The organism is Neobacillus nitrireducens (assembly GCF_030915405.1).
In the GTDB taxonomy this organism is placed as follows: Bacteria; Bacillota; Bacilli; order Bacillales; family Cytobacillaceae; genus Neobacillus.
In genome coordinates, this window is the sequence record NZ_CP133262.1 from 4,674,721 (window position 1) to 4,699,318 (window position 24,598).

The following is a 24,598-nucleotide window of genomic DNA, read 5'->3' on the forward strand; positions in this document are numbered from 1 at the left end:
TAAGCATTTTTTAAATCTTTTAAACACTTTAATACAAAAATTTAGACAATTTCTTCACTTTTAACAGAGTACTCAGATTCTTTCTCTCTTCTTAATAATTCGTTAAAAGATAGTATTGCCACTTCTACTTGATCATTTTGTGGTTCCTTTGTTGTTAATAGTTGAAGCCAAAGTCCCGGGAGACCTAAATACTTCAACACTGGAACATCTCTTAGTTTGTTTGTTACCTGCAAAACTTCAAACGCGATTCCCAGCACAACAGGTATAAGGAGAAGCCGGTCAACAATCCGTAACCAAAGTGGGGATGTGGGAACCAGCATATAAACAAAAACACCAACAACGACTGTAAAAAGGATGAAACTACTTCCACAGCGGTAATGGAGACGGGAATGAGCCTGCACATTTTCAACCGATAATTCGACTCCGGCTTCAAAAGTATTAATTACTTTATGTTCAGCACCGTGAAATTGAAACACTCTTTTTATCAATGGAGTAAGTGAGACAAAATAAATATAGGTTATTAATAAAATCAGTTTAAAAAAGCCTTCCACTAACACTTGAGCAAAATCAGAAGGGAAAATTGGTTTTGTCAAAACAGCAAGGAACACAGGAATCAGCGTAAAAGCAAATTTTCCAAATAAGAATGAAATAACACCAATGGCGGCTACACCAAGATACATGGTCAATTTAGAGACTTCTTTTTCTTTTATGATTTCATCTTCTTTTGGATCGATATCAAATCTTTCCGTTGAGAAGTTTAAATGTTTTGATCCATTTGCACTTGACTCAATAATAGCGATAATCCCCCGAAGAAAAGGGATTTTTTTTAGAATTGTAAAATAAGGATTTGCCTTCCGAGGCAAATGAAAATATTCAACAGATTGATCCTTTCTGCGTACCGCGGTAACATAATGATGTTTTCCGCCAAACATAACTCCTTCGACAACCGCCTGGCCGCCATAAACGGGTTTTTGAGAATTGGACATATACTTTACACCAACCTAATCTATAGTTGCACATCAGCTGAAAAGAAAAATCTGTATGTACTTAATTATATTCTACTAGAAAAACGAAAAAACCTCTAGGAATGACATAATATTTCCATTTAAAAAGTTTTTTTACCACGTAAGGGATTGAAATCAAGAGGGCATAATAAAAATGAATTTTACTATGGCCATAAATGTTGCTAAGTCTGGGGTAGAATAACAAGAAAATATAACATTAAAGTTCCTTCCTGAATTACAGAAAATAGATGGAGGTTGTTGCTATGATGAAAGAGCATAATCCGGGAAATTATCCTGTAGCTATGTCTTTTCCAGTAATGGTATTTTGGACAGGGTTATTTGGAGGATTGTTTTGGGGATTGATTGGCTGCTTGGCTTCCTACTTAAGTTTTACAGAGATTCGTCCAAATGTCATTCTTGAACCATGGGCACTAGGGAATTGGAAGTACGAATGGCTGGGTACACTCATTTCCATCATATTAATTGGAATATGTTCAGTAGTTGCAGCGTTTATTTATTATGCTGTGCTTAGAAAATTCACCGGGTTTTGGTTTGGAATGGGTTATGGCATTTTATTGTTTTTGGTGGTCTTCTTTGTTTTAAACCCACTTTTTCCAGGTATGAAACCAATTTTTGATTTGAACAGAGATACACTCATTACATCTGTTTGTATTTATATCGTATATGGAATCTTTATTGGTTATTCCATAAATTATGAGTATCAAAATACTAATGAACAAGAGAATGAGGAAGCTACCTAAGTTTCGAATAGTCGGATTAGGCAGGTTATGATAAAATAATTTTGTCCTCATTGGATTTGAAAAGGAGAGTGGAGAGCAATGGAAAAAATAGAAAAATTAAGATCTAATTTTGCGACACTAGGTATTGATGGGATTTTAATCACTAGCCCATTTAATCGACGCTATATTTCAAACTTTACCGGCACTGCCGGCGCCGTATTAATTAGCGCTGAAAAGGCACTTTTTCTTACAGATTTCCGCTATATTGAACAAGCGACTAAACAATGCCAAGGTTTTGAAATAATTAAAACTTCAGGAACGATTCCTGAAGAGGTAGCAATACAAGTGAAAAATCTAGGAGTTCAAAAGCTTGGATTTGAAGAAGATTTTCTATCCTACGCCTCCTTTAAAGTATATGATAAAGAAGTTGAAGCTGAACTTGTTCCGTTTTCCGGCGTAATTGAAAAGTTACGCTTGATAAAGACAGATGCAGAGATTAAGATATTAAAGGTAGCAGCTGATATTGCTGATGCTGCATTTAAACATATTTTAGACTTCATTCGTCCAGGAAAAACAGAATTAGAAGTATCCAATGAATTAGAATTCTTTATGAGGAGAGCTGGCGCTACTTCCTCTTCATTCGATACAATTGTTGCTTCGGGTTATCGCTCTGCTCTTCCACATGGTGTGGCAAGTGACAAAGTTATTGAAATAGGTGACATTGTAACAATGGACTATGGCTGTTATTACAATGGATATGTTTCAGATATTACAAGAACAGTTGCTGTCGGAGAACCTGACGCAAAGCTTAGAGAAATTTATGATGTGGTACTTGAAGCCCAAGTACGTGGAATGGCTGGGATTAAACCAGGTTTAACAGGTAAGCAAGCAGATGCAATAACGCGAGACTACATAACAGAAAAAGGATATGGTGAATACTTCGGTCATTCGACAGGACATGGGATCGGCCTTGAAGTACATGAGGGTCCTGGATTATCCAAGAAGTCTGATATCATCTTAGAACCTGGAATGGTGGTAACATGCGAACCAGGTATTTATATCCCAGGTCTTGGTGGCGTTCGGATTGAAGATGATACATTGATTACGAATGAACTTAATGAAGCACTCACACATTCTACAAAAGAACTAATTATACTGTAATGATTTTAGGAGGATTTTATTATGATATCTGTTAATGATTTTAAAACAGGATTAACAATTGAAGTTGATGGCGGGCTATGGCGTGTCCTTGACTTCCAACACGTAAAGCCTGGTAAGGGAGCAGCTTTTGTTCGTTCCAAACTTCGTAACCTTCGTAATGGAGCAATTCAAGAAAAAACCTTCCGTGCTGGTGAAAAAGTAGAAAAGGCTCAAATTGATAACCGTAAAATGCAATATCTTTATGCTAGTGGTGATAATCATGTGTTTATGGATATGGAATCTTACGAGCAAGTAGAACTTCCTGCTTCAAGCATTGAATATGAATTAAAATTCTTGAAAGAAAATATGGAAGTTCAAATTATGATGTTTAATTATGAAACTCTTGGAGTTGAATTACCTAACAATGTAATCTTAGAGGTGGCTGAAACAGAACCGGGAATTAAAGGGGATACCTCTTCCGGCGGAACGAAGTCAGCTACGCTTGAAACAGGTCTTCATGTTCAGGTTCCGTTCTTCATCAACCAAGGTGATAAGTTAATCATCAACACTACCGATAGTTCATACGTATCGCGTGCATAATCAATTTCAAAAGCCTTAATCCGAATTTTGTCGGATTAAGGCTTTTTTAACAAAATCTCCATAGTTTCTCCTAAGTTTCTGCACACTTTTTCAATATATTGAGTGTGTAGAAAAAATAAAGGAGAAGATAAATATGAATATGACACATTATATGGGATTACTTGCCGACAATCAGCCTTGGAATTTGTTAATCTTTATGGCCGTACCAGTAATTTGTGCTGAAATCCTAGCTATTTCGGAAATAGCGATACTATTTACAAGAAAATTAGACGGTGCTTTGAAAAAATTGAATAAAGTAACAGGCATATTTGCTGGCTTTTATTTTACAGGAATATTCATTTACTTAATGAAAACTGCTTACATCCCACTGACAGTAAACGGAGAGTGGAAGGGCTGGATTGATGTTGTCGCAGTAACTTTCTATTTGCTAGGAATTATCCCATTCCTTGGCATGGCTCTGCTTGATTTAGGTCTTATTTATAGAAATAAAACAGAAGAAGAAAGGTTAAAAATACATGCAATTTTTGTTAGTATTTTCCTAGTGGTGGCACATATTGCTATGATTTTTGGAATGATCGATCCTGCGCTAGGAACAGGCTCCAGTTCTAGCCATGATATGATGAATATGTAGTTCAAATCCAATTTCTTTGCCAACTGCAGGGGGATTTTAGCCAATATGTCACTAGAGCTTACTTAAAACTTCACTAAATAGTAAGAATTAGTTACTTATTGGCTAATTTCTTTTTGCTAAACTGAAGTAGTAGAAAAAATTAAAGGAAGGGGTGCACAGATAATGAAGCGAATTACATCTCTCTTGTTCCTTGGCATTTTGTTTGTCATTGTGGCCGCTGGCTGCAGTTCGAAACTCAGTGATCAAAGTTGGAAACTTGATAAAAAACATTCGCCACTGCCTGATTTTGTTCTAAATACATCAGAAAAAATTCAAGAAACGTATGTTATGGCTGCAACTTACCCAGAGGTAGTTGCGCAGGTTCCTTGCTATTGTGGTTGTGTAAATGATGGTCATAAAAGTAACCTTGATTGTTTCATCAAAGGAATGGGACCAGAAAATGCTGTTGAAGAATGGGATGCGCATGGTATAGCCTGAGATACTTGTATCAATATCGCCCGGGAGGCGGTTGAAATGCATCTTGATGGAAAAAGCCCTGCGAAAATTTATGATTTATTAACAAGAAAATATGAAGATATTGGGGAACCAACCCCAACACCTGAACCGAAGTAAGGGGTAACCCATGAAAAAAATACTAATCGGATTTTATATTTTGATTATTATTGGAATTATTGTTTGTTTAAGTAATAGCAATATATTCGATAGTAAGAAAACAGAAGCTATTGCGGCAGGTGAAAAAATTTTTAATAAGAATTGTATATTTTGTCACGGGGATACAGGAAAAGGAGAAGGCTCAAAAACTGGGACAGCTTTAAGCAGTCAGAATTTTTTAAGTTCCGTATCCGATAAAGACCTGTATAACTATGTGAAATATGGTAGAGAAGGCACAGTCATGCCTGCTTACGGTCCAAGAATGTCCGATAAAGATTTAAAAAATCTCGTTGCTTTTATTAGAGATTGGCAGTCAGAAGAAATCAAGTTAGATGCACCAAAAACATTTTCAGGCGATCCTGAAAATGGAAAAGCACAATATAATTTATATTGTCTAAACTGTCATGGCGAAGCAGGGGCGGGTAAGGATAAAATGGGAACCGCTCTCGCTAGTCCACAATACCTTAAATATACAACTGATAAGCAAATATGGATTGGTGCGGCATACGGTCGTGAAGAAACACGAATGGGTTCTTCGTTAAAGGGTCTTGAAGGTGTACGGCAGCTCAAAGAAAAGGATATTACCGATATTGTTACCTATATTCGATCTTTGGAGAAGAAATAAATTGAATACAACATGAGGGCCTGAATCTTTCAATGGATTCAGGTTTTTTTGCGCATTAATAACAGATGGAAAAATCAGCTATGTCAAGAGCCATAAACACAGTAAGGGAAGGATTTCAAAATAAGTTTTTTGACTATTTTTTAATTGTGAACATTCTGTGGTGGATTTTTGACAAAAACGCAACGATTTTAATCCTTTAACAAAATGTTCAAGAGTGATTCAACAAATAAGGGCGGATAACGATTATATTTATTTCTAAGAGGACTATAGTGAAAAATAGTACTTACTAGATATAAGTTTTTCAAGTCAAGGAGGATTAAAATGCTTAAAAATAAGTTGTTGGCATTATTCGTAATCGGATCATTCTTAACGAATTTCATCATCCCAAAAGCTAGTGCTGAAACAGCCTTTCAGGCGGAAAAATTTCCTTTTAAGGAGATGCAAGTTCAAGTAATGCCAGAGTTTGATTATCCTGAAGGTTGGTCGCGAGAAACCCCATCCTTGTTAGTGGGTCAATATGGAACGATTACCAATAAAAGTGGTCAAGATTATAATGGAAAGATTGAAATTCCTGTACCAGCATCGGAAAAAGGCTTTGAGGCCTTCTTGGTAGCAGAATTCCCAGAAAAAGATAAGCCTGAAGTTCAGCGCCCATATGATGTCGATAAAGAAAACGGAATCATAACATGGAAGCCAGCCAAGGCGATTAAGAATAATGAAACCTACGAATTTGTAATTGAGTATTATACTAAGTCAATTGACGTAAAGGACAACAAGGCCTTTACATATGAACTTAAAAATAAAGCTGACATCGGGATTTTAGATGTTATCTTCTATGCCCCAATGGATGCTAAAGAAATAAAAATTGAGCCAAAAGCAGAAAACAATTCGAAGAATGAATACGGAGAAGAGCTATATTACTACCAATACAAAAATGTAAAGGCAAATGCGGGCTTAAAGTACTCCTTCTCATATAAAAAAGATGGCACGGAATCAACAATGGAAGCTATTAATAAAAAGCAACCGCCAAATGATGAAAATCATAGTGGTGTAAGTGCAACAGACCAAGTTGTTAAAAACGGAGCAGCCACCAAATCTACAAAGCAGCCAATTATTGGACTGGGTGGTGCATCGATCATCGGAATAGCGATTATCATTGCTGGACTATTTGTCTTCCTAGGGTTAAAAGGGAATACTCAATCCTCAGCTAAGAGTACCAAACAAAATAAAAAACAACCAAAGAAAACAACTTCAACAGTTAAAAAAGACAGCAAAGCAGCAAATTCTGATGAGAAGAAGGAGCTGCGGAAAAAACTATTAACTGGAAAGATAGACCAAGAAATGTACGATGAAGAAATGAAAAAATTAATCTAATGAGGTGAGAAGAATGAAAAAAAATACGATTATCATGCTAGGCGGGTTTATTATTGCAGGGGCTATTGTTTTCCTTCTGATGGCAGCAACTCCGGGGTCAAGTGGTGTAGAGTTAACCTTGAAAGAGCTTATCGCAACACAGAATCAGCATAAAGATGATTTTGTTACTGTAGAGGGGTTATTAATTGAGGATTCAATTAAATGGAATCCAGACAAAATTGAATTGAAATTTGATGTTAAAGATAATGACGGTAATCTAATGCATGTTATACATCATGGGACTAAGCCAGATAACTTTGCAGAAGGTGTAATAACTATTCTCCAAGGGGCTCCAACCGAAAAGGATACATTTGTTGCTGAAACAGTTAAAACAAGATGTCCATCTAAATATGAAGGAAAAGATATGAAAGATTATGATCCTGCGACACATAAAGATAAGTTAAATAAAACACCGCAAGAAAAATAACAGGCTAACTTAAGAAGGTGACGAAATGTATTTATTTGCCAATGCGACAATTTATATAGGCTTAGCCGTTGCAATTTATTCTCTCCTCATAATCACATTGGGGATTAGCACAAAAAATCAAAAGTTTGTTAACAGTGGAAAGGGCGGATTAATAGCATTATTAGTCTGCTCATCATTTGCAATGCTAACCTTGTTCTACCTGTTAGCAACTTCTCAATTTCAATATGAATATGTTCATGATTACACAAGTAGTGAATTGCCAGTTATATATAAGTTAACTGCATTATGGGCTGGTAACGCTGGTTCGTTGTTATTGTGGACCTTCTTCCTAACGGTTTATTCATGTATGATTGCTTTTTCAAGGAAGTTAAAAGGCAATCCGATGGTGCCATATATTTCTGCAATTTTACTTGCAAATGCGGTTTTCTTCTTCTTTATTCTAGGTTTTGTGGCGAAACCTTTCATTCTATTAAATGAAATTCCAATAGAAGGAAAAGGATTAAATCCAATGCTGCAAAATCCAGGAATGATTATTCATCCTGTCACACTTTATCTTGGATATGTGGGGCTTGCCATTCCATTTGCTTTTGCAATGGCGGCACTTATCTTAAAAAATGTAGATGATTTCTGGATTAAAATGACAAGACGTTGGACAATAATTGCTTGGTTATTTTTAAGCCTTGGAAATATCTTTGGCGGTCAATGGGCATATGTTGAACTTGGCTGGGGTGGTTACTGGGCATGGGATCCAGTTGAAAATGCCTCATTTATGCCATGGTTAACCGCAACTGCGTTCTTACATTCCGTCATGATTCAAGAGCGGAAAAACATGTTGAAAATTTGGAATATCAGCTTAATCATTGTTTCATACGCACTTACCTTATTCGGTACATTCTTAGTGCGAAGCGGCGTCTTGACTTCTGTCCATGCCTTTGCGAATTCAAACCTGGGATTATACTTCTTAATCTTTATGGGTGTGGCAGTAATTGGAGCACTTTATGTGTTAATGAGCCGTTACAATCTGCTAAAACGCAGTGCTGGGGAATTCAATTCCTTCGTTTCCAAAGAAAGTAGTTTCTTAGTTAACAATTTACTACTAGTTGGAGCAGCCTTTGCTGTATTTTGGGGAACAATCTTCCCGTTAGTATCTGAAGCAGTTCGCGGTACTAAAGTAACGGTTGGATTGCCATTCTTTAATAAAGTGGAAGCACCAATTCTATTATCTATGATGTTTGTAATGGCAGTTTGTCCAATGCTTGCTTGGCAGAAATCCACCGTGAAAAATCTTAGGAAAAACTTCATGATCCCTGCAATCCTTGCCGTTCTTGGTATGATTTTGATGGTCGTGTTAGGAATTCAAAAGGCATGGGCGGTCATTGGTTACGGAGTAATCATTCTATTATTAATCACCCACTTCTTAGAGTTTTATAGAGGGGTAAAAGCTAGAAGAAAGATGACGAAAGAAACGCCATTTGTGGCACTTTATCGCTTAATGATTCGAAACCGCCGCAGGTATGGCGGGTACATCGTTCACCTTGGAATTGCCTTCATTACAATGGGGATTATTGGTTCACAGAATTATGATTTACAAACAATGAAAACAGTTAGTTTAGGGCAGTCGATTGAATTGCAAGATTATCGAATCAACTATGAACGACTTGATCAGAAAAAAGAAGGTATCAACGATATCGTCTATGCCGATGTAACAGTTTTTAGAAACGGTAAAAAACTAGGTACTTATCAACCTGAGAAGGTGTTTTATGGTAACTGGGAACAGCCATCTTCCGAAGTGGCAATTATTTCTTCACTTAAGGAAGACTTATACATTGTATTAAGTGCATGGGAAGATGACGGTAAAGCAACATTTGTTGTAAAAGTAAATCCAATGATGAACTGGTTATGGATTGGTTCCTTCATGATTGTTATTGGTGCCCTCTTCGCAGTTTGGAACGGAAAATATGGAAATGTCACTCCGAGATACACAGGAGTACGCAAAGAGGTGTCTTAATATGAAAAATAAACTTTATATTGGCCTTCTCATCATAGCGTTTATCTTTCAGGGATCATTCCTTCGTGTTGAAGCAGCAAAACAGATTGATTATAAGTCTCCTGAATTCAAAGCTGTTGCTCAGCAATTTGCCTGCACTTGCGGCTGTGGTCAGGATCATTATGAGTGTGATCCCAATACATGCAACCTTACTACTGAGTTTAAAGCAGACTTAGTAGATATGATGAATAAGGGCTGGGATAAGGATAAAATCCGTGCCTATTATGTCAATATTTATGGTGAAGAGATATTAACTTCGCCAGAGAAAAGTGGTTTTAGCTTAACTGCTTGGGTCCTTCCGTTTGTTGTTCTAGGAGTAGCTGGAATTGCTGTATTCTTCATTATCCGTAAATGGGTTAAGAAGAAGGCGACAGATGAACCTGTTGCTGAATACCAAAACACAGAGGATGAAGTAGAAGGAGAAATTCTATCATCCATGATCGATGAAGAACGCAAAAAGTATCTTTAGGATGTGAACATAATGCAAGATATCACAGTCATTTCGATGATTTTTACTACCATATTGGCATTGGCTTGCCTCTTTCTAATATTATCACCGTTATTCAAATGGGATACTTATTTACAGGTTAGTTCAAAAGGTCAGGATATAGGGGCTTCGAAAGAGGCACTGTTAACAACTCTTAATGAAATAGAATTTGAGTATAAGATGGATAAAATCTCAAATGCTGATTATAAAATTTTAAAGAAACAATATGAAACAGAAGTTGCCATCATCATGAAGGAAGAAGAACAACTAATGGAAACAAATGTTGATAAAGATCTTATGGACGAAGTAGAAAAAGAAATTCAAGCTCAAATGAAATCCTATAAGAACAAAAAGGGGGAAGGAAAGTGATCAAAAAAATCACAGTTTTCTTCCTCGGAATAATGCTGTTAATCCCGTTTCACGGATTAGCAGCATCTGATTCGAAGGTTTCAATTGATATGCATTATCTCGTTGTCAGCCCGGGTGAAGACGGCTCAACAAATATGATGAATATGGTTAACTACACAAATACCGCTGCTAAGGAATATAAAGGTGACGGAAAAAGTGAAGCAGTACTTAAGGTCACTTTACCTGAAGGAGCAAAAGATTTAAATTTTTTAGACAATCAAATTGCTTTTAAAGAAGTTGACAAAGGCTTCATCACAACGACGCCAATTCCAGCCAATCAGACCCAGGTATTGCCATATAGTTATAGGATGGCTAAGGGAGAAAAAATTAATTTTACATCTGACTATCCTGTTCAAATGATGCAAATTCTCGTTCCGGAAGGAAGAGGGAGCATTGTAGTTAATGGTGCTGTGGCGACTAGTCAAGGTAGCTTCAAATTTGATGACGAAAATTATTTTGGATGGAGTATTGAAGGGATAAAAGCTAACCAGGCGTTTACTCTTGAATATAACAAAGATGTACAGCCCGCTGCGAATGAGACTAAAAAGTCTGAAACAACGAATGAGAGTAATAGTTCAGTTACACACACTGCGCCTGCTTTTCATAATCCCGGTCATCTTAGGATTTGGGCACAGTCACCATTACATCGATTTAACCCACATGTCTTTATGATTATTTTATTAGCGATAGTAATTGCGGGAATCTCCTACTATATCTATTTTAGAAGGAAAGCAAGGCTGGAAGAAGAAAGACTGGGAGCAGATAAGGAAGAGAATGCCTTTAAACTGTTAATGACAAAGCAAAAAGCAATCATGGATAAGATTATTGAATTGGAAGAATCCTTCGGTGATGGGAAGCTTTCAGAGGATGAATACCATGCAAAGCTTGAAGCATATAAACAGCATCTTGTCCAAGTAAAAATAAAATTACGTAATTTTGTTGAGTAGTAGCTGGGATGGGAGAGACAGCAAATGATAGAAATAAAAAAGCTTACGAAGCAGGCTGACAATAAGCTCATCCTTCGTGGTGTAGACCTCTCAATCAAAAAAGGAGAAACGGTTGCCATCCTAGGACCAAATGGTGCAGGAAAAAGTACGCTGCTTAAAGTGCTTGCAACCTTAATCAAGCCTACATCAGGAGTTATTAAGATTAATGGTATGGATTTGAAAAAGAATCATATCGAAATAAAAAAAATAATGGGTTATTTACCCCATTCCAGTTTGCTTTACGATCATTACACTCCGTTAGAAAATCTTATTTTCTTTGGGAATATCTATGGTGTTAAAAATGTTGAACAACGAGCGATTGCACTTGTCAAAGAGGTAGGATTGTCATTCTTTTTAAATGAACCGGTCAAGAATTTTTCTCGCGGAATGATTCAAAGAATTGCGATTGCACGAGCGATTGTCCATGAGCCGGAGATTCTCCTTCTGGACGAACCGCACACAGGATTAGACCAAGGCGCAATTGTGATTCTTAACAACGTTATTCTTTCCATGAAAGCTAAAGGTACGACTACCCTAATGGTTACACATGATTTTAAACAGGCAGCAGAAATCTGTGACAGAATCATTATTGTGAAAAATGGAAAAATCGTCGATGATTTTAGAATTGAAAATCACAACTTAGGTTTTGTCTCTGAAAAGTATGAGCAATTAGTGGAGGGAGTATCATGAACATTTTTCGAACAGCCCTCTTACTAGCCCAAAAGGATTTATATTCTGAATTAAAAACGAAACAAATTATGGTGACACAGATTATTTTCGCAGGTCTTGTGATTGTTGTTTTCAGCTTTGCTTTTGACCCTGCTAATAATACAACAAAAGCAGTTATTCCGGGTGTCATTTGGGTAATTATCGTCTTTGCAGGAATATTAGGTCTAAATAGATCATTTATTTCCGAGCAGCGTAATGACACGATGCAAGGTTTATTGGTAGCTCCAATGGAAGCAGCCAGCATTTATTTAGGAAAGTTCATAGCCAATTTCGCAATGATGTTGATTGTAGAACTTGTTTCAATCCCGTTTTTGTTTTTATTGTTTGATTTCAAATTCTATGGCAGTATTCCCTATTTTATTTTAGTAGTTTTCCTAGGCAGTTTTGGATTTATCGCGATTGGTACATTCTTAGCTGCTTTGGCAGCCAATTCTAAAAGTAGTGAAATGCTGCTTCCACTATTGCTGTTTCCGATTACAACGCCCATTCTAATTGGTGTTGTTCAAGCAACACGAATTATTTTAACGAATATGGAGAAATTCTCAAGCGCTGTAGCATGGATTCAGTTGGTCACAGCGTACGATATTATCTTCTTTGTTGTTTGTTTCTTATTAATTGATTATGTGCTGGAGGTTTAAGTGATGAGTATGAATCTCGAACGAGAGAAAGCAGTGCTTCCTGGATCTCAATTGACTGTTAAAAAAAGCCTAGATCTTTCTAAGATTTTGTTTGGTGCTACAGTTATATCCATGTTGGTCGCCCTTTATTTTATCTTTATCTTTGCTGCTGAAGAAGTAACGATGGGAGCAGCCCAAAAAATATTTTATTTTCATGTTAGCTCTGCATGGCTGGCATTTATGTCGTTTTTTGTAACATTTGTGTTTAGTATATTGTTCTTAATGAAGCGGAAAAGAATTTTTGATACTTTTGCTTATGTTTCTGCTGAAATTGGTGTTGTCTTTACGATCATTGTCTTAACAACCGGCCCTATTTGGGCAAAATCATCTTGGAATACTTGGTGGGTTTGGGAACCGCGCTTAATTACTACGTTAATTCTGTTTTTTATCTATATTGCCTACATTATGATTCGTCAAATGGATGGTGTATGGGATAAAAAAGCTAGACTCGCTGCTGTATTTGGAATTATTGGATTTGCGGATGTTCCGATTGTGTTTTTCGCGATTCGCTGGTGGCAAACAAAGTTTCATCCAATCGTATTTGGTGAGGGTCCTTCTCAAAAAGGTGGAGGCATTGAGGGTACGATGCTAGTGGCACTGTTTGTTTCACTTGCTGCATTCACTATTCTTTATTCTTATCTTCTCCATAAAGGTGTATCTTTTGAAAAAATGAAAATTAAAGTCGAGCGTTATAAAGAAAAGTTAAGAGAAGACTTGGAAAACTAGGAGGAATTGATCATGGGTTTTGAATTTATGTATGGTGCCTATTCTGTTGCATGGGTAGTTATTTTTGGGTATATGGTAATTCTTGGCAAAAGACATACCAAGCTTAAGAAGGAAATTGAATTCCTAAAACAACTAGAAAAATAAACTAGTATTGATAATTAGGCCTGTGAAGTATTAACAGGCCTTTTGTATAGAACTTTACTGGTGACAGGAGGAAATACGATGAACAATCGGGTCATCAAATTACTCGTATTGATTCTTATTGTTGGTATGTTTGGTTTCTTTGGTTATAGTATGGTAACAAAAGGAAAACATACAGATGTTGGAGATAAGGCATATAATTTTTCGATGCCAAATTTGGATGGAAGTACAACCAAACTCACTGATTTTAAGGGAGAAGTAGTTATTTTGAACTATTTTGCAAGCTGGTGCGCTCCATGTAAAGAAGAGTTACCCGAATTAGAAGCTTTCCAAAAAGAATATGGTGATCAATATCATTTTCTTATGATTAATCGTGGTGAGACCATGGATAAGATTAATAAAGTAACAAATAATAATAAAGCTGGAATGAACTATTTGTTCGATTATAATGCGAAGGTTTCAAAAATGTATAATGTGACAGGGCAGCCTGAAACATTTGTGATTGATAAACAAGGAATTATTAGAGAGCACTTTAATGGTCCGGTGACAGAAATGCAGTTATATAATTGGGCAAAGAAGTATGATAAAAAGTAAAAGCGGAAGCGCCCGTTTAGCGGCGTATGGACTGGAGCGCTTTGACTGAGATAAAGGAAACACGGAGAGCGGAGCGATTCGATGTTGACTTATCGTAGGGAAAAGAGCGAAGTCCACTAGCCGTTGGGCGCTGGAGCTAGACCGTTATCTAGGTTCAAAAACTTATACTTATCTTTCAAAAGAAGGATTGAACCTGATTTCAGGTTTAATCCTTTTTTATTAAATTAGTTTGAAGTGAAACTCTGCGATTACTTCTGCTTTGACTATTATTTGTCCTGGTTCAATTTGTGTGGAAGCAGCGCCTTTCACGAATGCCCCAGGCTGGTTAAAAACGGGCTGGATATTATTACTTCCTTCAACGATTAAGTGCGGAGTGGTTATTAACGCAACATTTAAGGTCCTTGCAATGGTTTTTGCTTTTTCAGTTGCATTATTTACTGCAAGTACCAAGGCCTGCTTATAAAAGGCATCCTTGTTCTTCACCGTAAATTGGACATTAGAGACATAGTTCACACCGTTTTGTACAGCGGTATCCACTATTTTCCCAATGATTGATAAATCCTCTAGTTTTATCTGCAAGATATGAGTTATTTTATAGCCGCGAAAAATTTGTTTCCCTTGATCATAGTCGTACACGGATTCAATTCGATAATCAAAAGTCTGGATATTATTTTTAGAAATTCCCAGTGCGGTAAGAGCTTCAATTACTTTCGTTACCTCCACCGAATTCTGCTGCTGGGCTGCAATTAACTGCTTGCCATCTGTGATAACTCCCATGTTTACCGAAGCATAGTCAGGTGGGATAGCCAATTCTCCTTCACCTGACACTTTGATTAAATGATCCTTGGGAGCCAATCCGGTTCGGATTAAAGGCTGGTAATTGTACACTTCTCTCTCCCCTTTACAATTATTCTTTTCTATAAAATACGACTGACACCTCAAAATGTTCCAACCACAAAAGTTTAAACCTATCTTATTTGTTCTAGTAATAATCTAAAAAAATAGAAAAGAAATGACAGATTTGAAAGTCATAATGTGACCAAGCAGGCATACATTTTAAATAATGAGAAAGGCAAATACAAGGAGGATACTTTCATGGAATCAATCCTAAACTTTTTACCTAAAAAAATTGCCGACCTGATCAGCACAATCCCTCCTAATCAAAAAGAAGAATTAGAAGAAATCCGTATACGCATTAATCGACCGATTGAAATGACACTGAAGGGTGCACCTAAGTTTTTATCGTATATTATTCAACCTGATGATGCGTTTCACCTCATGAATAAAATCAGTCATTTCTCCATTTATACTCTCGAAGAGGAACTTAAGCAAGGGTTTATAACGGTCTCCGGTGGCCATCGGATTGGTCTGGCCGGCAAGGTTATCCTTGAAGGTGGCAAGGTAAAGGCAATTAGGGATATTTCCTCATTTAATATTCGGATAGCAAGAGAAAAAGTTGGGATAGCTGAGTCAATTATTCCGTATATCTACCAGGGGAATTGGATGCATACAATGGTGATTGGTCCTCCGCAAACCGGAAAAACAACGTTACTGCGGGATATTGCAAGAATCGCCTCTTCAGGGTTGTTAGTGAAAGGCATACAGGCAAGTAAGGTTGGGATTGTAGATGAACGCAGTGAGATTGCCGGATGTGTGAATGGAATCCCGCAATTAACGTTTGGAGACCGTTTGGATGTACTAGATGCCTGCCCGAAAGCTGAAGGAATGATGATGATGATTCGCTCGATGAGCCCTGATATTTTGGTTGTTGATGAAATCGGCCGGAAAGAAGATGCCGAGGCCATCCAGGAAGCGGTTCACGCGGGGATAAGGTTAATGATGACCACCCATGGGACAAGCATCGAAGAAGTAAGGAACAGACCCTCTTTACGTGAGATTCTTGATCAAAAAATCTTTCAACGGTTTGTTGTCCTAAGCAGGAAATCAGGACCTGGAACGGTTACACATATTTTAGATGCAAATGGTATAGAAATGAATCAAAAAGTGAGAGTGACATAAATGATCAAGCTTATAGGTGCTGTATTCATTATTGTCGCAACCACATGGATTGGATTTGAGATTTCCAGGCGCTTTAGCGAGCGACCAAGGCAACTTCGTGCTTTAAGAACTGCCCTGCAATCACTTGAAGCAGAAATAATGTACGGCCATACACCGTTACATGAAGCTGCTAGGAGGTTAGCTGAACAGCTTTCAAAGCCGCTTTCAACCTTTTTTGAGTCCTTCTCCAAGAAATTAACGGACACTGAGACAACCGTTAAAGAGGCGTGGGAAACCTCACTAAGGGAAATATGGAATTCCACAGCTTTAAAGCAGGGCGAATTTGAAGTCATGAAGCAATTTGGAGAAACCCTTGGTCGACATGATCGTATCTCCCAGCAAAAACATATCATGCTGACGCTGACACATCTTGAAAGAGAAGAGGCCGATGCGATTCAAGCCCAAGTAACTTATGAAAAGATGGTCAAGAGCCTTGGATTCTTATCAGGATTATTACTGATTATTTTATTATTTTAGGGGGAAAAGCAATGGGTTTAGAAGTAGATATTATTTTTAAAATTGCAGGTGTGGGAATCGTTGTTGCTTTTTTGCATACAGTTCTTGACCAGGTAGGGAAAAAGGAATACGCGCAGTGGGTTACATTGTTTGGGTTTATCTATATTTTATTTCAAGTAGCATCTATTGTGGATGACCTCTTCCAAAAAATTAAATCAGTATTTTTATATCAATAGAAGGGGGGGTCCGAAGATTGAAATCATAAAAATAGTCGGAATAGCACTTGTCGCAACCTTTCTAGCCTTAATTGTTAAAGAACAGAAGCCAAATTTTGCTTTCCTTTTAATCGTTTTTGTTGGCTGTGTTATTTTCCTTTTTTTGGTAGATAAAATATATGAAATCATTCATATGCTAGAAAAACTGGCAGTGAATGCAAAAGTTAATATGGTTTATATTGAAACGATATTAAAAATTATTGGAATTGCTTATATCGCTGAATTTGCCACCCAGATTACGAAGGACGCCGGCCAGGGAGCTCTCTCCTCTAAAATTGAATTAGCAGGAAAAATTATTATCCTTGCAATGGCAATCCCGATTTTAACTGTTTTAATTGAAACAATCATCAAACTTATTCCGAGCTAATGAAAGTCCGTAAAAAGAGGTGTAAAAATGAAGCAGCGAATGCAGTTTATTCCCATTATGATTCTTGTATTCTTTTTTTTATCATTTTCAGGTGTACAAGCTGCTGACGAGACCAAAGACCCGTCAAATCCACTTTCTCCGCAGGAATTAGTGGATGCCCAGCTTAAATCCCTCGATATGACAGAACTCAAACAATTTTGGGAGGATATTACTAATAAATATGGTGGATTTCTTCCTGAAAGCCAAAAGGGAAGCTTGTATGATTTTGTCAGCGGTGAAAAGAAATTCTCGTTTAAACAGTGGGGATTGGGAGTAGTAAAGTTTGCTTTCCAAGAGTTCGTTTCTAACGGAAAATTACTAGGGTCGTTGATTATGCTAACCATATTTAGTATGTTTCTTCAATCCATGCAGAACGCGTTTGAGAAAAGCACGATTAGCAAGGTTGCCTATTCAATTGTGTATATGGTCTTAGTGATTATTGCCTTGAATAGTTTCCATATTGCTATCGTTTATACAAATGAGGCAATTGGATCGATGATCTCCTTTGTACTGGCACTTGTCCCACTCTTACTTGCGTTAATTGCAGCTTCCGGCGGGCTGATCTCAGCAGCTTTTTTTCATCCGGTGATTTTATTTTTAATGAATATAAGCGGTATGTTTATGCAGTATATTATCCTGCCTCTTCTTTTCTTAGCAACTTTGTTGAGTATAGTAAGCACGATGTCAGAACAGTATAAGGTTTCCCAATTAGCAGCGCTGCTAAGGAACTGGTGTATTGGGTTAATGGGCCTCTTCTTGACCGTGTTCCTAGGTGTTATATCCGTTCAAGGCGCATCAGCTGCTGTAACAGACGGAATAACCATCAGGACAGCAAAATTTGTGACTGGAAACTTTATACCAGTTATCGGCCGGATGTTTACAGATGCCACTGATACGGTGGTTGGAGCATCGGTCCTATTAAAAAATACAGTCGGCATCGCCGGGGTTGGGATTTTGCTTATCATTGTCGCTTTCCCGGCTATAAAAATTTTAATGATTGCCTTTATCTATAAATTTGCGGCAGCTATCTTGCAGCCATTAGGCGGCGGGCCAATTATTACCTGCTTGGATATTATCAGTAAAAGTGTCATTTATGTGTTTGCTGCTTTAGGGATTGTTTCATTGATGTTCTTTTTATGTATAACGGTTATTGTGGCGGCCGGCAATCTAACAATGATGATGAGATAGGGAGGATTCATATGGGATTTTTAATAGAGTGGGTAACTAATATTATTTTATTTATCCTGTTAGCCACGGTCATTGATATGCTCCTCCCCAATTCAAGTATGCAAAAATACACAAAAATGGTTACAGGCCTCCTCTTAATTGCGATTATTCTGACGCCAATCTTTAAATTGATCTCAAAGGACTTTGAAACAGCATTGGGTTCAATCCCTTCTTATCAAGCCCCTGGAGAAAAAAATATGAAAAATTCAATAGATTTAAAGAAAAAAGAAATACAAGCCCAACAACATGCATATATTTTAGAAGAAATGGCTGTCCAACTGAAAAAGGACGTGAAAGAGGAGTTGATGGAACAATACGGATTGGAGATAGCAAAAATTGATCTAGCTACAAATGAAGAAAGCGACCAAGCATTCCCAGACAACCTCCAAAAGGTTACGGTTCTTCTGAAACAACCAGAAAATGAAGTGAAGACAGTCGAAGCAATCAAACAAGTCGAAATTAACACAGAAACACCTCTTCCATCCAAAAGCTCAACAGAAGAAGCTGAAAAAATAGCCGCTTTTCTTTCGCAAAAATGGAATGTGACCGAAAAAACAGTTGAAGTTTCGATTGAAGGGGGGATTAAAAAGAATAATGGATAACAACCAAGGACCATTTTCATGGCTCAAAAAGGTACTAAAAATAGAAGGTAAATCTGATAAAAAACCAGGGAAATACCAGTATATGCTCGTCGTTTTATGTATCGGAGCCGCATTAATGCTTGTGGGCAATATTGTATTTAAAACAAACTCGAATGCAGCTGATACAGCTGTTACGACGAGCGGAAAGGTAGCCGCCGAAGATGTCCCGGCATTTGGGTTAAATAAGGGCTCTGGCAATAAGGCAGTAGATAAATATGAAGAAAAATATGAAAATCAGCTGAAGAAAGCCCTCCAACAAATGTTAGGGGTAAACGATGTGACAGTTGTTGTCAATATTGATGCTACTGATAAGAAAGTTCTTGAAAAAAATAGGGTTTCTAAATCACAAACGACAGAAGAAACAGATCGCGATGGCGGGCAGCGTAAAGTACAGGAAGCCTCAACAGATGAACAACTTGTGATTATCCGCGAAGGCGAAAAAGAGGTTCCTATTGTAGTAGAAACGAAAAAACCTGTCATTCGCGGTGTCTTAGTGGTTGCGAAAGGTGCAGAGAATATACAAGTGAAAAAGTGGATTGTTGAGGCAGTCACGCGCACTTTAGATGTACCAAGCCACCGCGTTGCAGTCATGCCTAAAAAATAAAAGGGGTGTTTTTATATGCTATTGAAAAAACAAACAGTCTGGTTATTAACAATGTTAAGTTTAGTGGTTGTATTGTCTGTTTATTACATTACTTCACCCGAGCAGAAGAGCAATGATTTGGCGGCTATAAAGCAAGATGCGAAGGAGCAAAATAAAGGGAAAACAAAAACGGAATCTAAAGTAGATAAAACGATTGTATCAACCGTGGCGGGTGATGAGCAGTTTGAAGAATTACGAATGAAACTTAATGACCTAAGGAGTGAACAGCAAGAGGAATTAACAACTGAGTTAGCCTCCACTGATCTACCTGCCGTCGAGCGGTCTAAGGTAAAGGACCAGATGGATAAATTGAATCAAACTGCTCAAAAAGAAGAAATTCTTGAAACCTTAATCAAAACCATGGGTTATGAAGATGCTTTAGTTAGAGCAGATGGTGAAAAAGTCAGAGTTACAGTAAAATCCAAAAAGAAGCCTTCAGCCACAGAAGCTAATAAGATCATCTTACAGGTGAAAAAGGAAATTGGCGAGACCAATTATGTAGCCGTAGAATTCCAACCAACAAAATAAATCAATGTAAAAAGGAAAGTCAGCCACTTTCCCAGATTGTCGAGAAAGACTATTTTTCTCGGCAATTTTTTATTTTGTCTAATCTAAAATACTAATTTTTATGAGTTGAGGGTCTTAAATGAATATTACACTCTGTTGATTTGCGCGGAAGGTACGAAGACTCCCCGGAACGCCCGCGGAAAGCGAAGTGCCTGGAGCGCAAAGCAACAGACATGTTTCAAAGTCGTCAACCGACTTTCCTTATTTTGATTGTTTGATATGAAATAGGTTAAAATAATATGTTGAATGACTGTCACAGTAAAAATTCCCTTTTGTTAAGAAAAATATTATGATAAAGGTGAGAGGCAAAAAGGAAATTTTAAAAGGTGATAACATACATCATTGAACTTTTACTAGGTATTATCGTATAGTTATAGTAGTTAGTCATAATTTTGTAGTACGAGGGGTGTAACTCAATGTTAAAAGTACAAGAAATTCGCGAATTGATAAAATTGGTGGATCAGTCAAGTATTGATGAATTTGTATATGAAAACGAAGGTTCAAAAATCAAAATGAAAAAAAATGTTGCCGCTACATATGTTTCACAAATAAATTCAGTTCCACAAGAAGTTGAAACTGTATTAACGCCACAACCGGTTTTAGCGACAGCGACACCTTCTGTTACCATTCAAGAATCAAAGCAGGAACTTCAGGAAGCAGAAACGGCTAACCAAGCAGACACTACAAATCTTCATAAAATTGTTTCTCCGATGGTTGGGACATTCTATGCTTCACCAACTCCAGACGCTGACGCATATGTTAAAGTTGGTTCGACTGTAACAAAGGATTCAATTGTTTGTATTGTCGAAGCAATGAAATTATTTAATGAGATTGAAGCGGAAATAAACGGCGAAATTGTTGAAGTTCTTGCTAAAAGTGGACAATTAGTAGAATACGGGCAGCCTTTATTTTTAGTAAAGCTTTAAGTTAGGAGCGATAACAGCATGATCAAAAAACTGTTAATTGCAAACAGAGGGGAAATTGCAGTTAGAATTATTAGAGCCTGCCGGGAAATGGGGATTGAAACAGTTGCCGTTTACTCGGAAGCGGACCGTGAAGCATTGCACGTCCAACTTGCAGATGAAGCCTATTGCATTGGTCCTACCCCATCAAAAGACAGTTATTTAAACGTTACAAATTTGATTAGTGTCGCAAAGCTTACAGCTTGTGATGCGATTCACCCAGGATATGGTTTCTTAGCCGAAAATGCTGATTTCGCAGATCTTTGCCGCGAATGTAACATAATATTTGTTGGCCCAAGCCCAGAAGCCATTACAAAAATGGGTACAAAGGATATCGCAAGGGAAACGATGCGGAAAGCGGGCGTCCCAATTGTTCCAGGTTCAACCGGTATTATTAATGATATTGATGAGGCATTTGAACTTGTGAAAAAGATCCAATACCCAGTGATAATAAAAGCAACAGCAGGCGGTGGCGGCAAAGGGATACGCGTTGCCAAGAATGAGCAGGAATTAATTAAAGGTATAAGTATCACCCAGCAAGAAGCGATGACTGCTTTTGGTAATCCTGGAGTATATATTGAAAAATACATTGAAGATTTTCGTCATGTTGAAATTCAGGTTCTTGCCGATTCCTTTGGAAACACCATTCACTTAGGAGAAAGAGATTGCTCGATCCAGCGCAGGTTGCAAAAACTTCTTGAAGAATCTCCTTCACCAGCATTAGATGGAGAAATAAGAGAAGAAATGGGAGATGCCGCAGTAAAAGCTGCGAAAGCAGTTGATTATTCAGGTGCGGGAACAGTAGAATTTATATATGACTACCGCAATAGAAAGTTTTACTTTATGGAAATGAACACGAGGATTCAGGTGGAACATCCTGTTACTGAGATGGTCACTGGAATAGATCTTATTAAAGAACAAATCCGAGTGGCTTCCGGAGAGAAGTTAAAGTTAAAACAACAAGATGTGACTTTTAATGGATGGGCAATCGAGTGTCGAATTAATGCTGAAAATCCAGAAAAGAATTTCCTCCCTTCTGCTGGGAAAATCAACATGTACCTTCCTCCTGGTGGATTTGGTGTACGTATCGATTCAGCAGCTTATCCAGGGTATACGATTCCACCTTATTACGATTCCATGATTGCGAAAGTCATTGCATATGGTGCAACCAGAGAAGAGGCAATTTCAAGAATGAAACGTGCATTAAGTGAATTCGTTGTTGAAGGGATCCATACAACGATTCCGTTCCATTTAAAACTGTTGGATCATGAAAAGTTTGTCGAGGGCGGATTTAATACGAAGTTCTTGGAATTGCATGATGTAATGAAGTCTAATTAATATCTGGAGGTGTTTTGAATGAGTGAGTTTAGTGTCTTGGAAATGGAACAAGGCAGTAACGGTCATGGAAAAGTTGAAATTGCTCCTGAAGTCATTGAGGTCATTGCTGGCATTGCAGCGTCTGAGGTAGAAGGAGTAGCTGCGATGCGTGGGAATTTTGCAACAGGTGTGGTTGAGCGCTTAGGGAAAAAAAACCATGGCAAAGGCGTTAAAGTTGAACTAACTGAGTCGGGAATTAAGGTAGATGTTTATTGCATGATGAAGTTTGGAATATCTATTCCATCAGTCGCTGGAAAAGTACAGGATAATATTCGTCAAGCTTTGTTAAATATGACTGCTTTAGATGCCGAAGAAGTAAACATTCATGTGGTTGGAATTCAATTTGAAAACCATAAGAATGAACCGGAGATCGTGGAGTCAGAAGTCTAAAAGTTTGGAAACCAAAGGAGCACATCCTTTGGTTTTTCTTTTTCGAAAAAGAAGTTTTAAATAAAAGTGCTTACATATTGGAAAAATATTAACCTTAGAGTGCTAATCGTTTTTAGTTATGCTATTATCTTTTATGTGCATCCTATATGAATATTTATTACTTATAGTAGCTTCACCGTATGAAAAATAGACAAAAATAAATCAATTTCTCTAAAGGAGTTAAAGGTATAATGAAAAGAAGAACAGCAAGGGAAAAGGCATTGCAGGCACTTTTTCAAATCGATATCAGCAACACTGAGCCGTCTGCAGCGATTGAACATGTGTTACAAGGAGAGGCGGGTGACGAGTATCTATCTAGACTTGTTCTAGGGGTAGTCGAACAAAAATCCTTAATAGACAAGTTAATAGGTGAAAATCTCGAAAAATGGACCATAGATCGGCTGGCAACGGTTGATCGAAATTTATTAAGAATAGCTACATATGAAATGAAGTTTTTTCGGAATGAAGTTCCAGAAAATGTTGTTTTGGATGAAGCCATTGAGATTGCAAAAATATTCGGTGACGACCAATCAAGTAAGTTTATTAATGGAGTTCTTTCAAAGGTAAAGCAAATGGTTCTGAACGATTAATTGATTAGGTCCTCGCTAAGAACAAAGGGAGAAGAGAAAATGACCGCTACTATTATTAATGGAAAAGAAATTGCTGAAAAGAAAAGAATGGAAATTGCTGAAGAAGTCAGCAAACTCAAAAAGCTTGGGGTAACACCAGGACTAGCCGTTATTCTTGTTGGAAATAACCATGCTTCTCGGACGTATGTAACCAATAAAGAAAAAGCCTGCAAGGAACTTGGGATGAATTCAGTATTAATTGAATTACCAGAGGAAACTTCTGAACAGGAATTATTATCAAAAATTGAAGAATTAAACATGGACAATCAAATCCATGGCATTTTAGTTCAGTTACCAATCCCCAAACACATTGATGAAACAAAGGTAATTGAATCAATCTCTCCTTTTAAGGATGTGGATGGATTTCACCCGATTAATATCGGCAGGATGATGACAGGGCAAAATGCCTTTTTACCATGTACACCATACGGCATTATGGTACTACTGGAAGAAACAGGGATTTCAGTTGCAGGGAAGCATGTGGTCGTGGTTGGAAGAAGTAATATTGTCGGAAAGCCGGTCGGTCAATTATTTTTAAATCAACATGCAACAGTAACTTATTGCCACTCTAAAACAAAGGACTTAAAGGGGCATACAAATCAAGCGGATATCCTTATAGCAGCTGTTGGGATTCCGAACTTTATTACGGCTGATCATGTTAAAGACGGTGCAGTTGTTATTGATGTTGGTATCAATCGTAATGAAGCCGGAAAGCTTTGCGGTGATGTTGCTTTTGCTGAAGTAAGTGAAAAAGCCGGATACATCACTCCAGTTCCAAAGGGAGTTGGACCGATGACCATTACGATGCTAATGTTCAATACATTAAAATCAGCAGCAGAAAGCCTTAATCGCAATTAACTACGATATTGTCCTTATCTTTTATCAACTTTATTAGATAAGGA

Annotated in this window: 32 protein-coding genes; 30 read left to right on the forward strand and 2 right to left on the reverse strand. The window is 37.5% G+C overall.

The annotated features are described in order from the left end of the window. Positions 1-41: 41 nt before the first annotated feature. On the reverse strand, positions 42-986 hold the full coding sequence (locus RCG22_RS22780; protein WP_308104825.1) for a DUF1385 domain-containing protein: 945 nt from the start codon (positions 984-986) through the stop codon (positions 42-44). Between the two features lie 281 nt (positions 987-1,267). Between RCG22_RS22780 and RCG22_RS22785 the strand changes: the two genes are divergently transcribed. The 17 genes from RCG22_RS22785 (at position 1,268) to RCG22_RS22865 (ending at position 14,026) form a co-directional block, all read left to right on the forward strand. Continuing rightward, positions 1,268-1,765: a YqhR family membrane protein gene (locus tag RCG22_RS22785; protein ID WP_098259496.1), complete on the forward strand. Its 498-nt coding sequence runs from the start codon at positions 1,268-1,270 to the stop codon at positions 1,763-1,765. A gap of 78 nt (positions 1,766-1,843) precedes the next feature. Next, on the forward strand, positions 1,844-2,905 hold the full coding sequence (locus RCG22_RS22790; RefSeq protein WP_308104826.1) for a M24 family metallopeptidase: 1,062 nt from the start codon (positions 1,844-1,846) through the stop codon (positions 2,903-2,905). 21 nt (positions 2,906-2,926) lie between these two features. Then, complete coding sequence (efp, locus tag RCG22_RS22795; protein WP_066257534.1) at positions 2,927-3,484, forward strand: elongation factor P; 558 nt, start codon at positions 2,927-2,929, stop codon at positions 3,482-3,484. A 133-nt stretch (positions 3,485-3,617) separates the two neighbouring features. Beyond that, positions 3,618-4,115, forward strand: coding sequence for a DUF6803 family protein (locus RCG22_RS22800; RefSeq protein ID WP_098259494.1), 498 nt, complete (start codon positions 3,618-3,620; stop codon positions 4,113-4,115). Positions 4,116-4,277: 162 nt separating this feature from the next. Beyond that, positions 4,278-4,727 carry a PCYCGC motif-containing (lipo)protein gene (locus RCG22_RS25470; protein ID WP_335391348.1) on the forward strand — a complete coding sequence of 150 codons (450 nt, stop codon included), beginning with the start codon at positions 4,278-4,280 and terminating at the stop codon, positions 4,725-4,727. A gap of 10 nt (positions 4,728-4,737) precedes the next feature. Further along, a complete protein-coding gene (locus RCG22_RS22810; protein WP_308104827.1) occupies positions 4,738-5,391 on the forward strand; it encodes a c-type cytochrome in 654 nt (217 codons plus the stop codon). A gap of 321 nt (positions 5,392-5,712) precedes the next feature. After that, a complete protein-coding gene (locus tag RCG22_RS22815) occupies positions 5,713-6,765 on the forward strand; it encodes a hypothetical protein (protein ID WP_098259491.1) in 1,053 nt (350 codons plus the stop codon). A gap of 13 nt (positions 6,766-6,778) precedes the next feature. Then, complete coding sequence (locus RCG22_RS22820; RefSeq protein ID WP_308104828.1) at positions 6,779-7,231, forward strand: cytochrome c maturation protein CcmE; 453 nt, start codon at positions 6,779-6,781, stop codon at positions 7,229-7,231. A gap of 25 nt (positions 7,232-7,256) precedes the next feature. Then, a complete protein-coding gene (locus tag RCG22_RS22825; protein ID WP_308104829.1) occupies positions 7,257-9,239 on the forward strand; it encodes a heme lyase CcmF/NrfE family subunit in 1,983 nt (660 codons plus the stop codon). A 1-nt stretch (position 9,240) separates the two neighbouring features. Then, positions 9,241-9,747: a cytochrome c-type biogenesis protein gene (locus RCG22_RS22830; protein WP_308104830.1), complete on the forward strand. Its 507-nt coding sequence runs from the start codon at positions 9,241-9,243 to the stop codon at positions 9,745-9,747. 12 nt (positions 9,748-9,759) lie between these two features. Further along, positions 9,760-10,134: a hypothetical protein gene (locus RCG22_RS22835; RefSeq protein WP_308104831.1), complete on the forward strand. Its 375-nt coding sequence runs from the start codon at positions 9,760-9,762 to the stop codon at positions 10,132-10,134. Then, positions 10,131-11,120 carry a hypothetical protein gene (locus RCG22_RS22840; RefSeq protein WP_308104832.1) on the forward strand — a complete coding sequence of 330 codons (990 nt, stop codon included), beginning with the start codon at positions 10,131-10,133 and terminating at the stop codon, positions 11,118-11,120. Before RCG22_RS22835 ends, RCG22_RS22840 begins: the two co-directional genes overlap by 4 nt. Positions 11,121-11,144: 24 nt before the next feature. Next, positions 11,145-11,849, forward strand: coding sequence for an ABC transporter ATP-binding protein (locus RCG22_RS22845; RefSeq protein WP_066257509.1), 705 nt, complete (start codon positions 11,145-11,147; stop codon positions 11,847-11,849). Further along, complete coding sequence (locus RCG22_RS22850; RefSeq protein ID WP_066257507.1) at positions 11,846-12,526, forward strand: heme exporter protein CcmB; 681 nt, start codon at positions 11,846-11,848, stop codon at positions 12,524-12,526. Before RCG22_RS22845 ends, RCG22_RS22850 begins: the two co-directional genes overlap by 4 nt. Positions 12,527-12,529: 3 nt before the next feature. Continuing rightward, on the forward strand, positions 12,530-13,291 hold the full coding sequence (locus RCG22_RS22855) for a cytochrome c biogenesis protein (RefSeq protein ID WP_308104833.1): 762 nt from the start codon (positions 12,530-12,532) through the stop codon (positions 13,289-13,291). A gap of 12 nt (positions 13,292-13,303) precedes the next feature. Continuing rightward, positions 13,304-13,435, forward strand: a complete 132-nt coding sequence (locus tag RCG22_RS22860) for a CcmD family protein (RefSeq protein WP_082797430.1) — start codon at positions 13,304-13,306, stop codon at positions 13,433-13,435. A 78-nt stretch (positions 13,436-13,513) separates the two neighbouring features. Next, positions 13,514-14,026, forward strand: a complete 513-nt coding sequence (locus RCG22_RS22865) for a TlpA family protein disulfide reductase (RefSeq protein WP_308104834.1) — start codon at positions 13,514-13,516, stop codon at positions 14,024-14,026. Positions 14,027-14,245: 219 nt separating this feature from the next. Here RCG22_RS22865 and RCG22_RS22870 read toward each other — a convergent pair whose 3' ends face one another. Next, positions 14,246-14,914, reverse strand: coding sequence for an SIMPL domain-containing protein (locus RCG22_RS22870; protein ID WP_308104836.1), 669 nt, complete (start codon positions 14,912-14,914; stop codon positions 14,246-14,248). A 207-nt stretch (positions 14,915-15,121) separates the two neighbouring features. On the opposite strand from RCG22_RS22870, the gene spoIIIAA reads away from it, so the two are divergent. The 13 genes from spoIIIAA (at position 15,122) to folD (ending at position 24,554) form a co-directional block, all read left to right on the forward strand. Then, positions 15,122-16,045 (forward strand): stage III sporulation protein AA, encoded by a 924-nt coding sequence (gene spoIIIAA / locus RCG22_RS22875; protein WP_308104838.1) that lies wholly within the window; start codon positions 15,122-15,124, stop codon positions 16,043-16,045. After that, positions 16,046-16,561: a stage III sporulation protein SpoIIIAB gene (gene spoIIIAB / locus RCG22_RS22880; protein ID WP_098259481.1), complete on the forward strand. Its 516-nt coding sequence runs from the start codon at positions 16,046-16,048 to the stop codon at positions 16,559-16,561. Positions 16,562-16,572: 11 nt separating this feature from the next. Then, on the forward strand, positions 16,573-16,776 hold the full coding sequence (gene spoIIIAC / locus RCG22_RS22885; protein WP_066060661.1) for a stage III sporulation protein AC: 204 nt from the start codon (positions 16,573-16,575) through the stop codon (positions 16,774-16,776). Next, positions 16,733-17,182, forward strand: a complete 450-nt coding sequence (gene spoIIIAD / locus RCG22_RS22890; protein ID WP_082797446.1) for a stage III sporulation protein AD — start codon at positions 16,733-16,735, stop codon at positions 17,180-17,182. The genes spoIIIAC and spoIIIAD overlap by 44 nt, the downstream gene beginning before the upstream one ends. A 27-nt stretch (positions 17,183-17,209) precedes the next feature. Continuing rightward, positions 17,210-18,409 (forward strand): stage III sporulation protein AE, encoded by a 1,200-nt coding sequence (gene spoIIIAE, locus RCG22_RS22895; protein ID WP_308104839.1) that lies wholly within the window; start codon positions 17,210-17,212, stop codon positions 18,407-18,409. An 11-nt stretch (positions 18,410-18,420) separates the two neighbouring features. Further along, positions 18,421-19,050, forward strand: a complete 630-nt coding sequence (spoIIIAF, locus tag RCG22_RS22900; protein WP_098259479.1) for a stage III sporulation protein AF — start codon at positions 18,421-18,423, stop codon at positions 19,048-19,050. Next, a complete protein-coding gene (spoIIIAG, locus tag RCG22_RS22905; RefSeq protein WP_098259478.1) occupies positions 19,043-19,693 on the forward strand; it encodes a stage III sporulation protein AG in 651 nt (216 codons plus the stop codon). The genes spoIIIAF and spoIIIAG overlap by 8 nt, the downstream gene beginning before the upstream one ends. 15 nt (positions 19,694-19,708) lie before the next feature. Further along, complete coding sequence (locus RCG22_RS22910; protein ID WP_308104840.1) at positions 19,709-20,260, forward strand: SpoIIIAH-like family protein; 552 nt, start codon at positions 19,709-19,711, stop codon at positions 20,258-20,260. A 455-nt stretch (positions 20,261-20,715) separates the two neighbouring features. Continuing rightward, positions 20,716-21,225 (forward strand): acetyl-CoA carboxylase biotin carboxyl carrier protein, encoded by a 510-nt coding sequence (gene accB / locus RCG22_RS22915; protein ID WP_308104841.1) that lies wholly within the window; start codon positions 20,716-20,718, stop codon positions 21,223-21,225. Positions 21,226-21,243: 18 nt separating this feature from the next. Then, positions 21,244-22,599, forward strand: coding sequence for an acetyl-CoA carboxylase biotin carboxylase subunit (gene accC, locus RCG22_RS22920; protein WP_308104842.1), 1,356 nt, complete (start codon positions 21,244-21,246; stop codon positions 22,597-22,599). Between the two features lie 18 nt (positions 22,600-22,617). Next, entirely contained in the window at positions 22,618-23,028 is a 411-nt protein-coding gene (locus RCG22_RS22925) for an Asp23/Gls24 family envelope stress response protein (RefSeq protein ID WP_066257480.1), read from the forward strand. A 230-nt stretch (positions 23,029-23,258) separates the two neighbouring features. Continuing rightward, positions 23,259-23,657, forward strand: coding sequence for a transcription antitermination factor NusB (gene nusB / locus RCG22_RS22930; protein WP_098261751.1), 399 nt, complete (start codon positions 23,259-23,261; stop codon positions 23,655-23,657). Between the two features lie 39 nt (positions 23,658-23,696). Then, the gene (gene folD / locus RCG22_RS22935; protein ID WP_098261750.1) at positions 23,697-24,554 is read left to right on the forward strand and encodes a bifunctional methylenetetrahydrofolate dehydrogenase/methenyltetrahydrofolate cyclohydrolase FolD; all 858 of its coding nucleotides are present in this window, start codon (positions 23,697-23,699) and stop codon (positions 24,552-24,554) included. The last annotated feature ends 44 nt before the right edge of the window (positions 24,555-24,598 follow it).

Coding starts and splice junctions, on each gene's coding strand:
- RCG22_RS22780 (WP_308104825.1), bottom strand. CDS start 986: ATGTCCAATTCTCAAAAACCCGTTTATGGCGGCCAGGCGGTTGTCGAA.
- RCG22_RS22785 (WP_098259496.1), top strand. CDS start 1,268: ATGATGAAAGAGCATAATCCGGGAAATTATCCTGTAGCTATGTCTTTT.
- RCG22_RS22790 (WP_308104826.1), top strand. CDS start 1,844: ATGGAAAAAATAGAAAAATTAAGATCTAATTTTGCGACACTAGGTATT.
- efp (WP_066257534.1), top strand. CDS start 2,927: ATGATATCTGTTAATGATTTTAAAACAGGATTAACAATTGAAGTTGAT.
- RCG22_RS22800 (WP_098259494.1), top strand. CDS start 3,618: ATGAATATGACACATTATATGGGATTACTTGCCGACAATCAGCCTTGG.
- RCG22_RS22810 (WP_308104827.1), top strand. CDS start 4,738: ATGAAAAAAATACTAATCGGATTTTATATTTTGATTATTATTGGAATT.
- RCG22_RS22815 (WP_098259491.1), top strand. CDS start 5,713: ATGCTTAAAAATAAGTTGTTGGCATTATTCGTAATCGGATCATTCTTA.
- RCG22_RS22820 (WP_308104828.1), top strand. CDS start 6,779: ATGAAAAAAAATACGATTATCATGCTAGGCGGGTTTATTATTGCAGGG.
- RCG22_RS22825 (WP_308104829.1), top strand. CDS start 7,257: ATGTATTTATTTGCCAATGCGACAATTTATATAGGCTTAGCCGTTGCA.
- RCG22_RS22830 (WP_308104830.1), top strand. CDS start 9,241: ATGAAAAATAAACTTTATATTGGCCTTCTCATCATAGCGTTTATCTTT.
- RCG22_RS22835 (WP_308104831.1), top strand. CDS start 9,760: ATGCAAGATATCACAGTCATTTCGATGATTTTTACTACCATATTGGCA.
- RCG22_RS22845 (WP_066257509.1), top strand. CDS start 11,145: ATGATAGAAATAAAAAAGCTTACGAAGCAGGCTGACAATAAGCTCATC.
- RCG22_RS22850 (WP_066257507.1), top strand. CDS start 11,846: ATGAACATTTTTCGAACAGCCCTCTTACTAGCCCAAAAGGATTTATAT.
- RCG22_RS22855 (WP_308104833.1), top strand. CDS start 12,530: ATGAGTATGAATCTCGAACGAGAGAAAGCAGTGCTTCCTGGATCTCAA.
- RCG22_RS22860 (WP_082797430.1), top strand. CDS start 13,304: ATGGGTTTTGAATTTATGTATGGTGCCTATTCTGTTGCATGGGTAGTT.
- RCG22_RS22865 (WP_308104834.1), top strand. CDS start 13,514: ATGAACAATCGGGTCATCAAATTACTCGTATTGATTCTTATTGTTGGT.
- spoIIIAA (WP_308104838.1), top strand. CDS start 15,122: ATGGAATCAATCCTAAACTTTTTACCTAAAAAAATTGCCGACCTGATC.
- spoIIIAB (WP_098259481.1), top strand. CDS start 16,046: ATGATCAAGCTTATAGGTGCTGTATTCATTATTGTCGCAACCACATGG.
- spoIIIAC (WP_066060661.1), top strand. CDS start 16,573: ATGGGTTTAGAAGTAGATATTATTTTTAAAATTGCAGGTGTGGGAATC.
- spoIIIAD (WP_082797446.1), top strand. CDS start 16,733: ATGACCTCTTCCAAAAAATTAAATCAGTATTTTTATATCAATAGAAGG.
- spoIIIAE (WP_308104839.1), top strand. CDS start 17,210: ATGAAGCAGCGAATGCAGTTTATTCCCATTATGATTCTTGTATTCTTT.
- spoIIIAF (WP_098259479.1), top strand. CDS start 18,421: ATGGGATTTTTAATAGAGTGGGTAACTAATATTATTTTATTTATCCTG.
- spoIIIAG (WP_098259478.1), top strand. CDS start 19,043: ATGGATAACAACCAAGGACCATTTTCATGGCTCAAAAAGGTACTAAAA.
- RCG22_RS22910 (WP_308104840.1), top strand. CDS start 19,709: ATGCTATTGAAAAAACAAACAGTCTGGTTATTAACAATGTTAAGTTTA.
- accB (WP_308104841.1), top strand. CDS start 20,716: ATGTTAAAAGTACAAGAAATTCGCGAATTGATAAAATTGGTGGATCAG.
- accC (WP_308104842.1), top strand. CDS start 21,244: ATGATCAAAAAACTGTTAATTGCAAACAGAGGGGAAATTGCAGTTAGA.
- RCG22_RS22925 (WP_066257480.1), top strand. CDS start 22,618: ATGAGTGAGTTTAGTGTCTTGGAAATGGAACAAGGCAGTAACGGTCAT.
- nusB (WP_098261751.1), top strand. CDS start 23,259: ATGAAAAGAAGAACAGCAAGGGAAAAGGCATTGCAGGCACTTTTTCAA.
- folD (WP_098261750.1), top strand. CDS start 23,697: ATGACCGCTACTATTATTAATGGAAAAGAAATTGCTGAAAAGAAAAGA.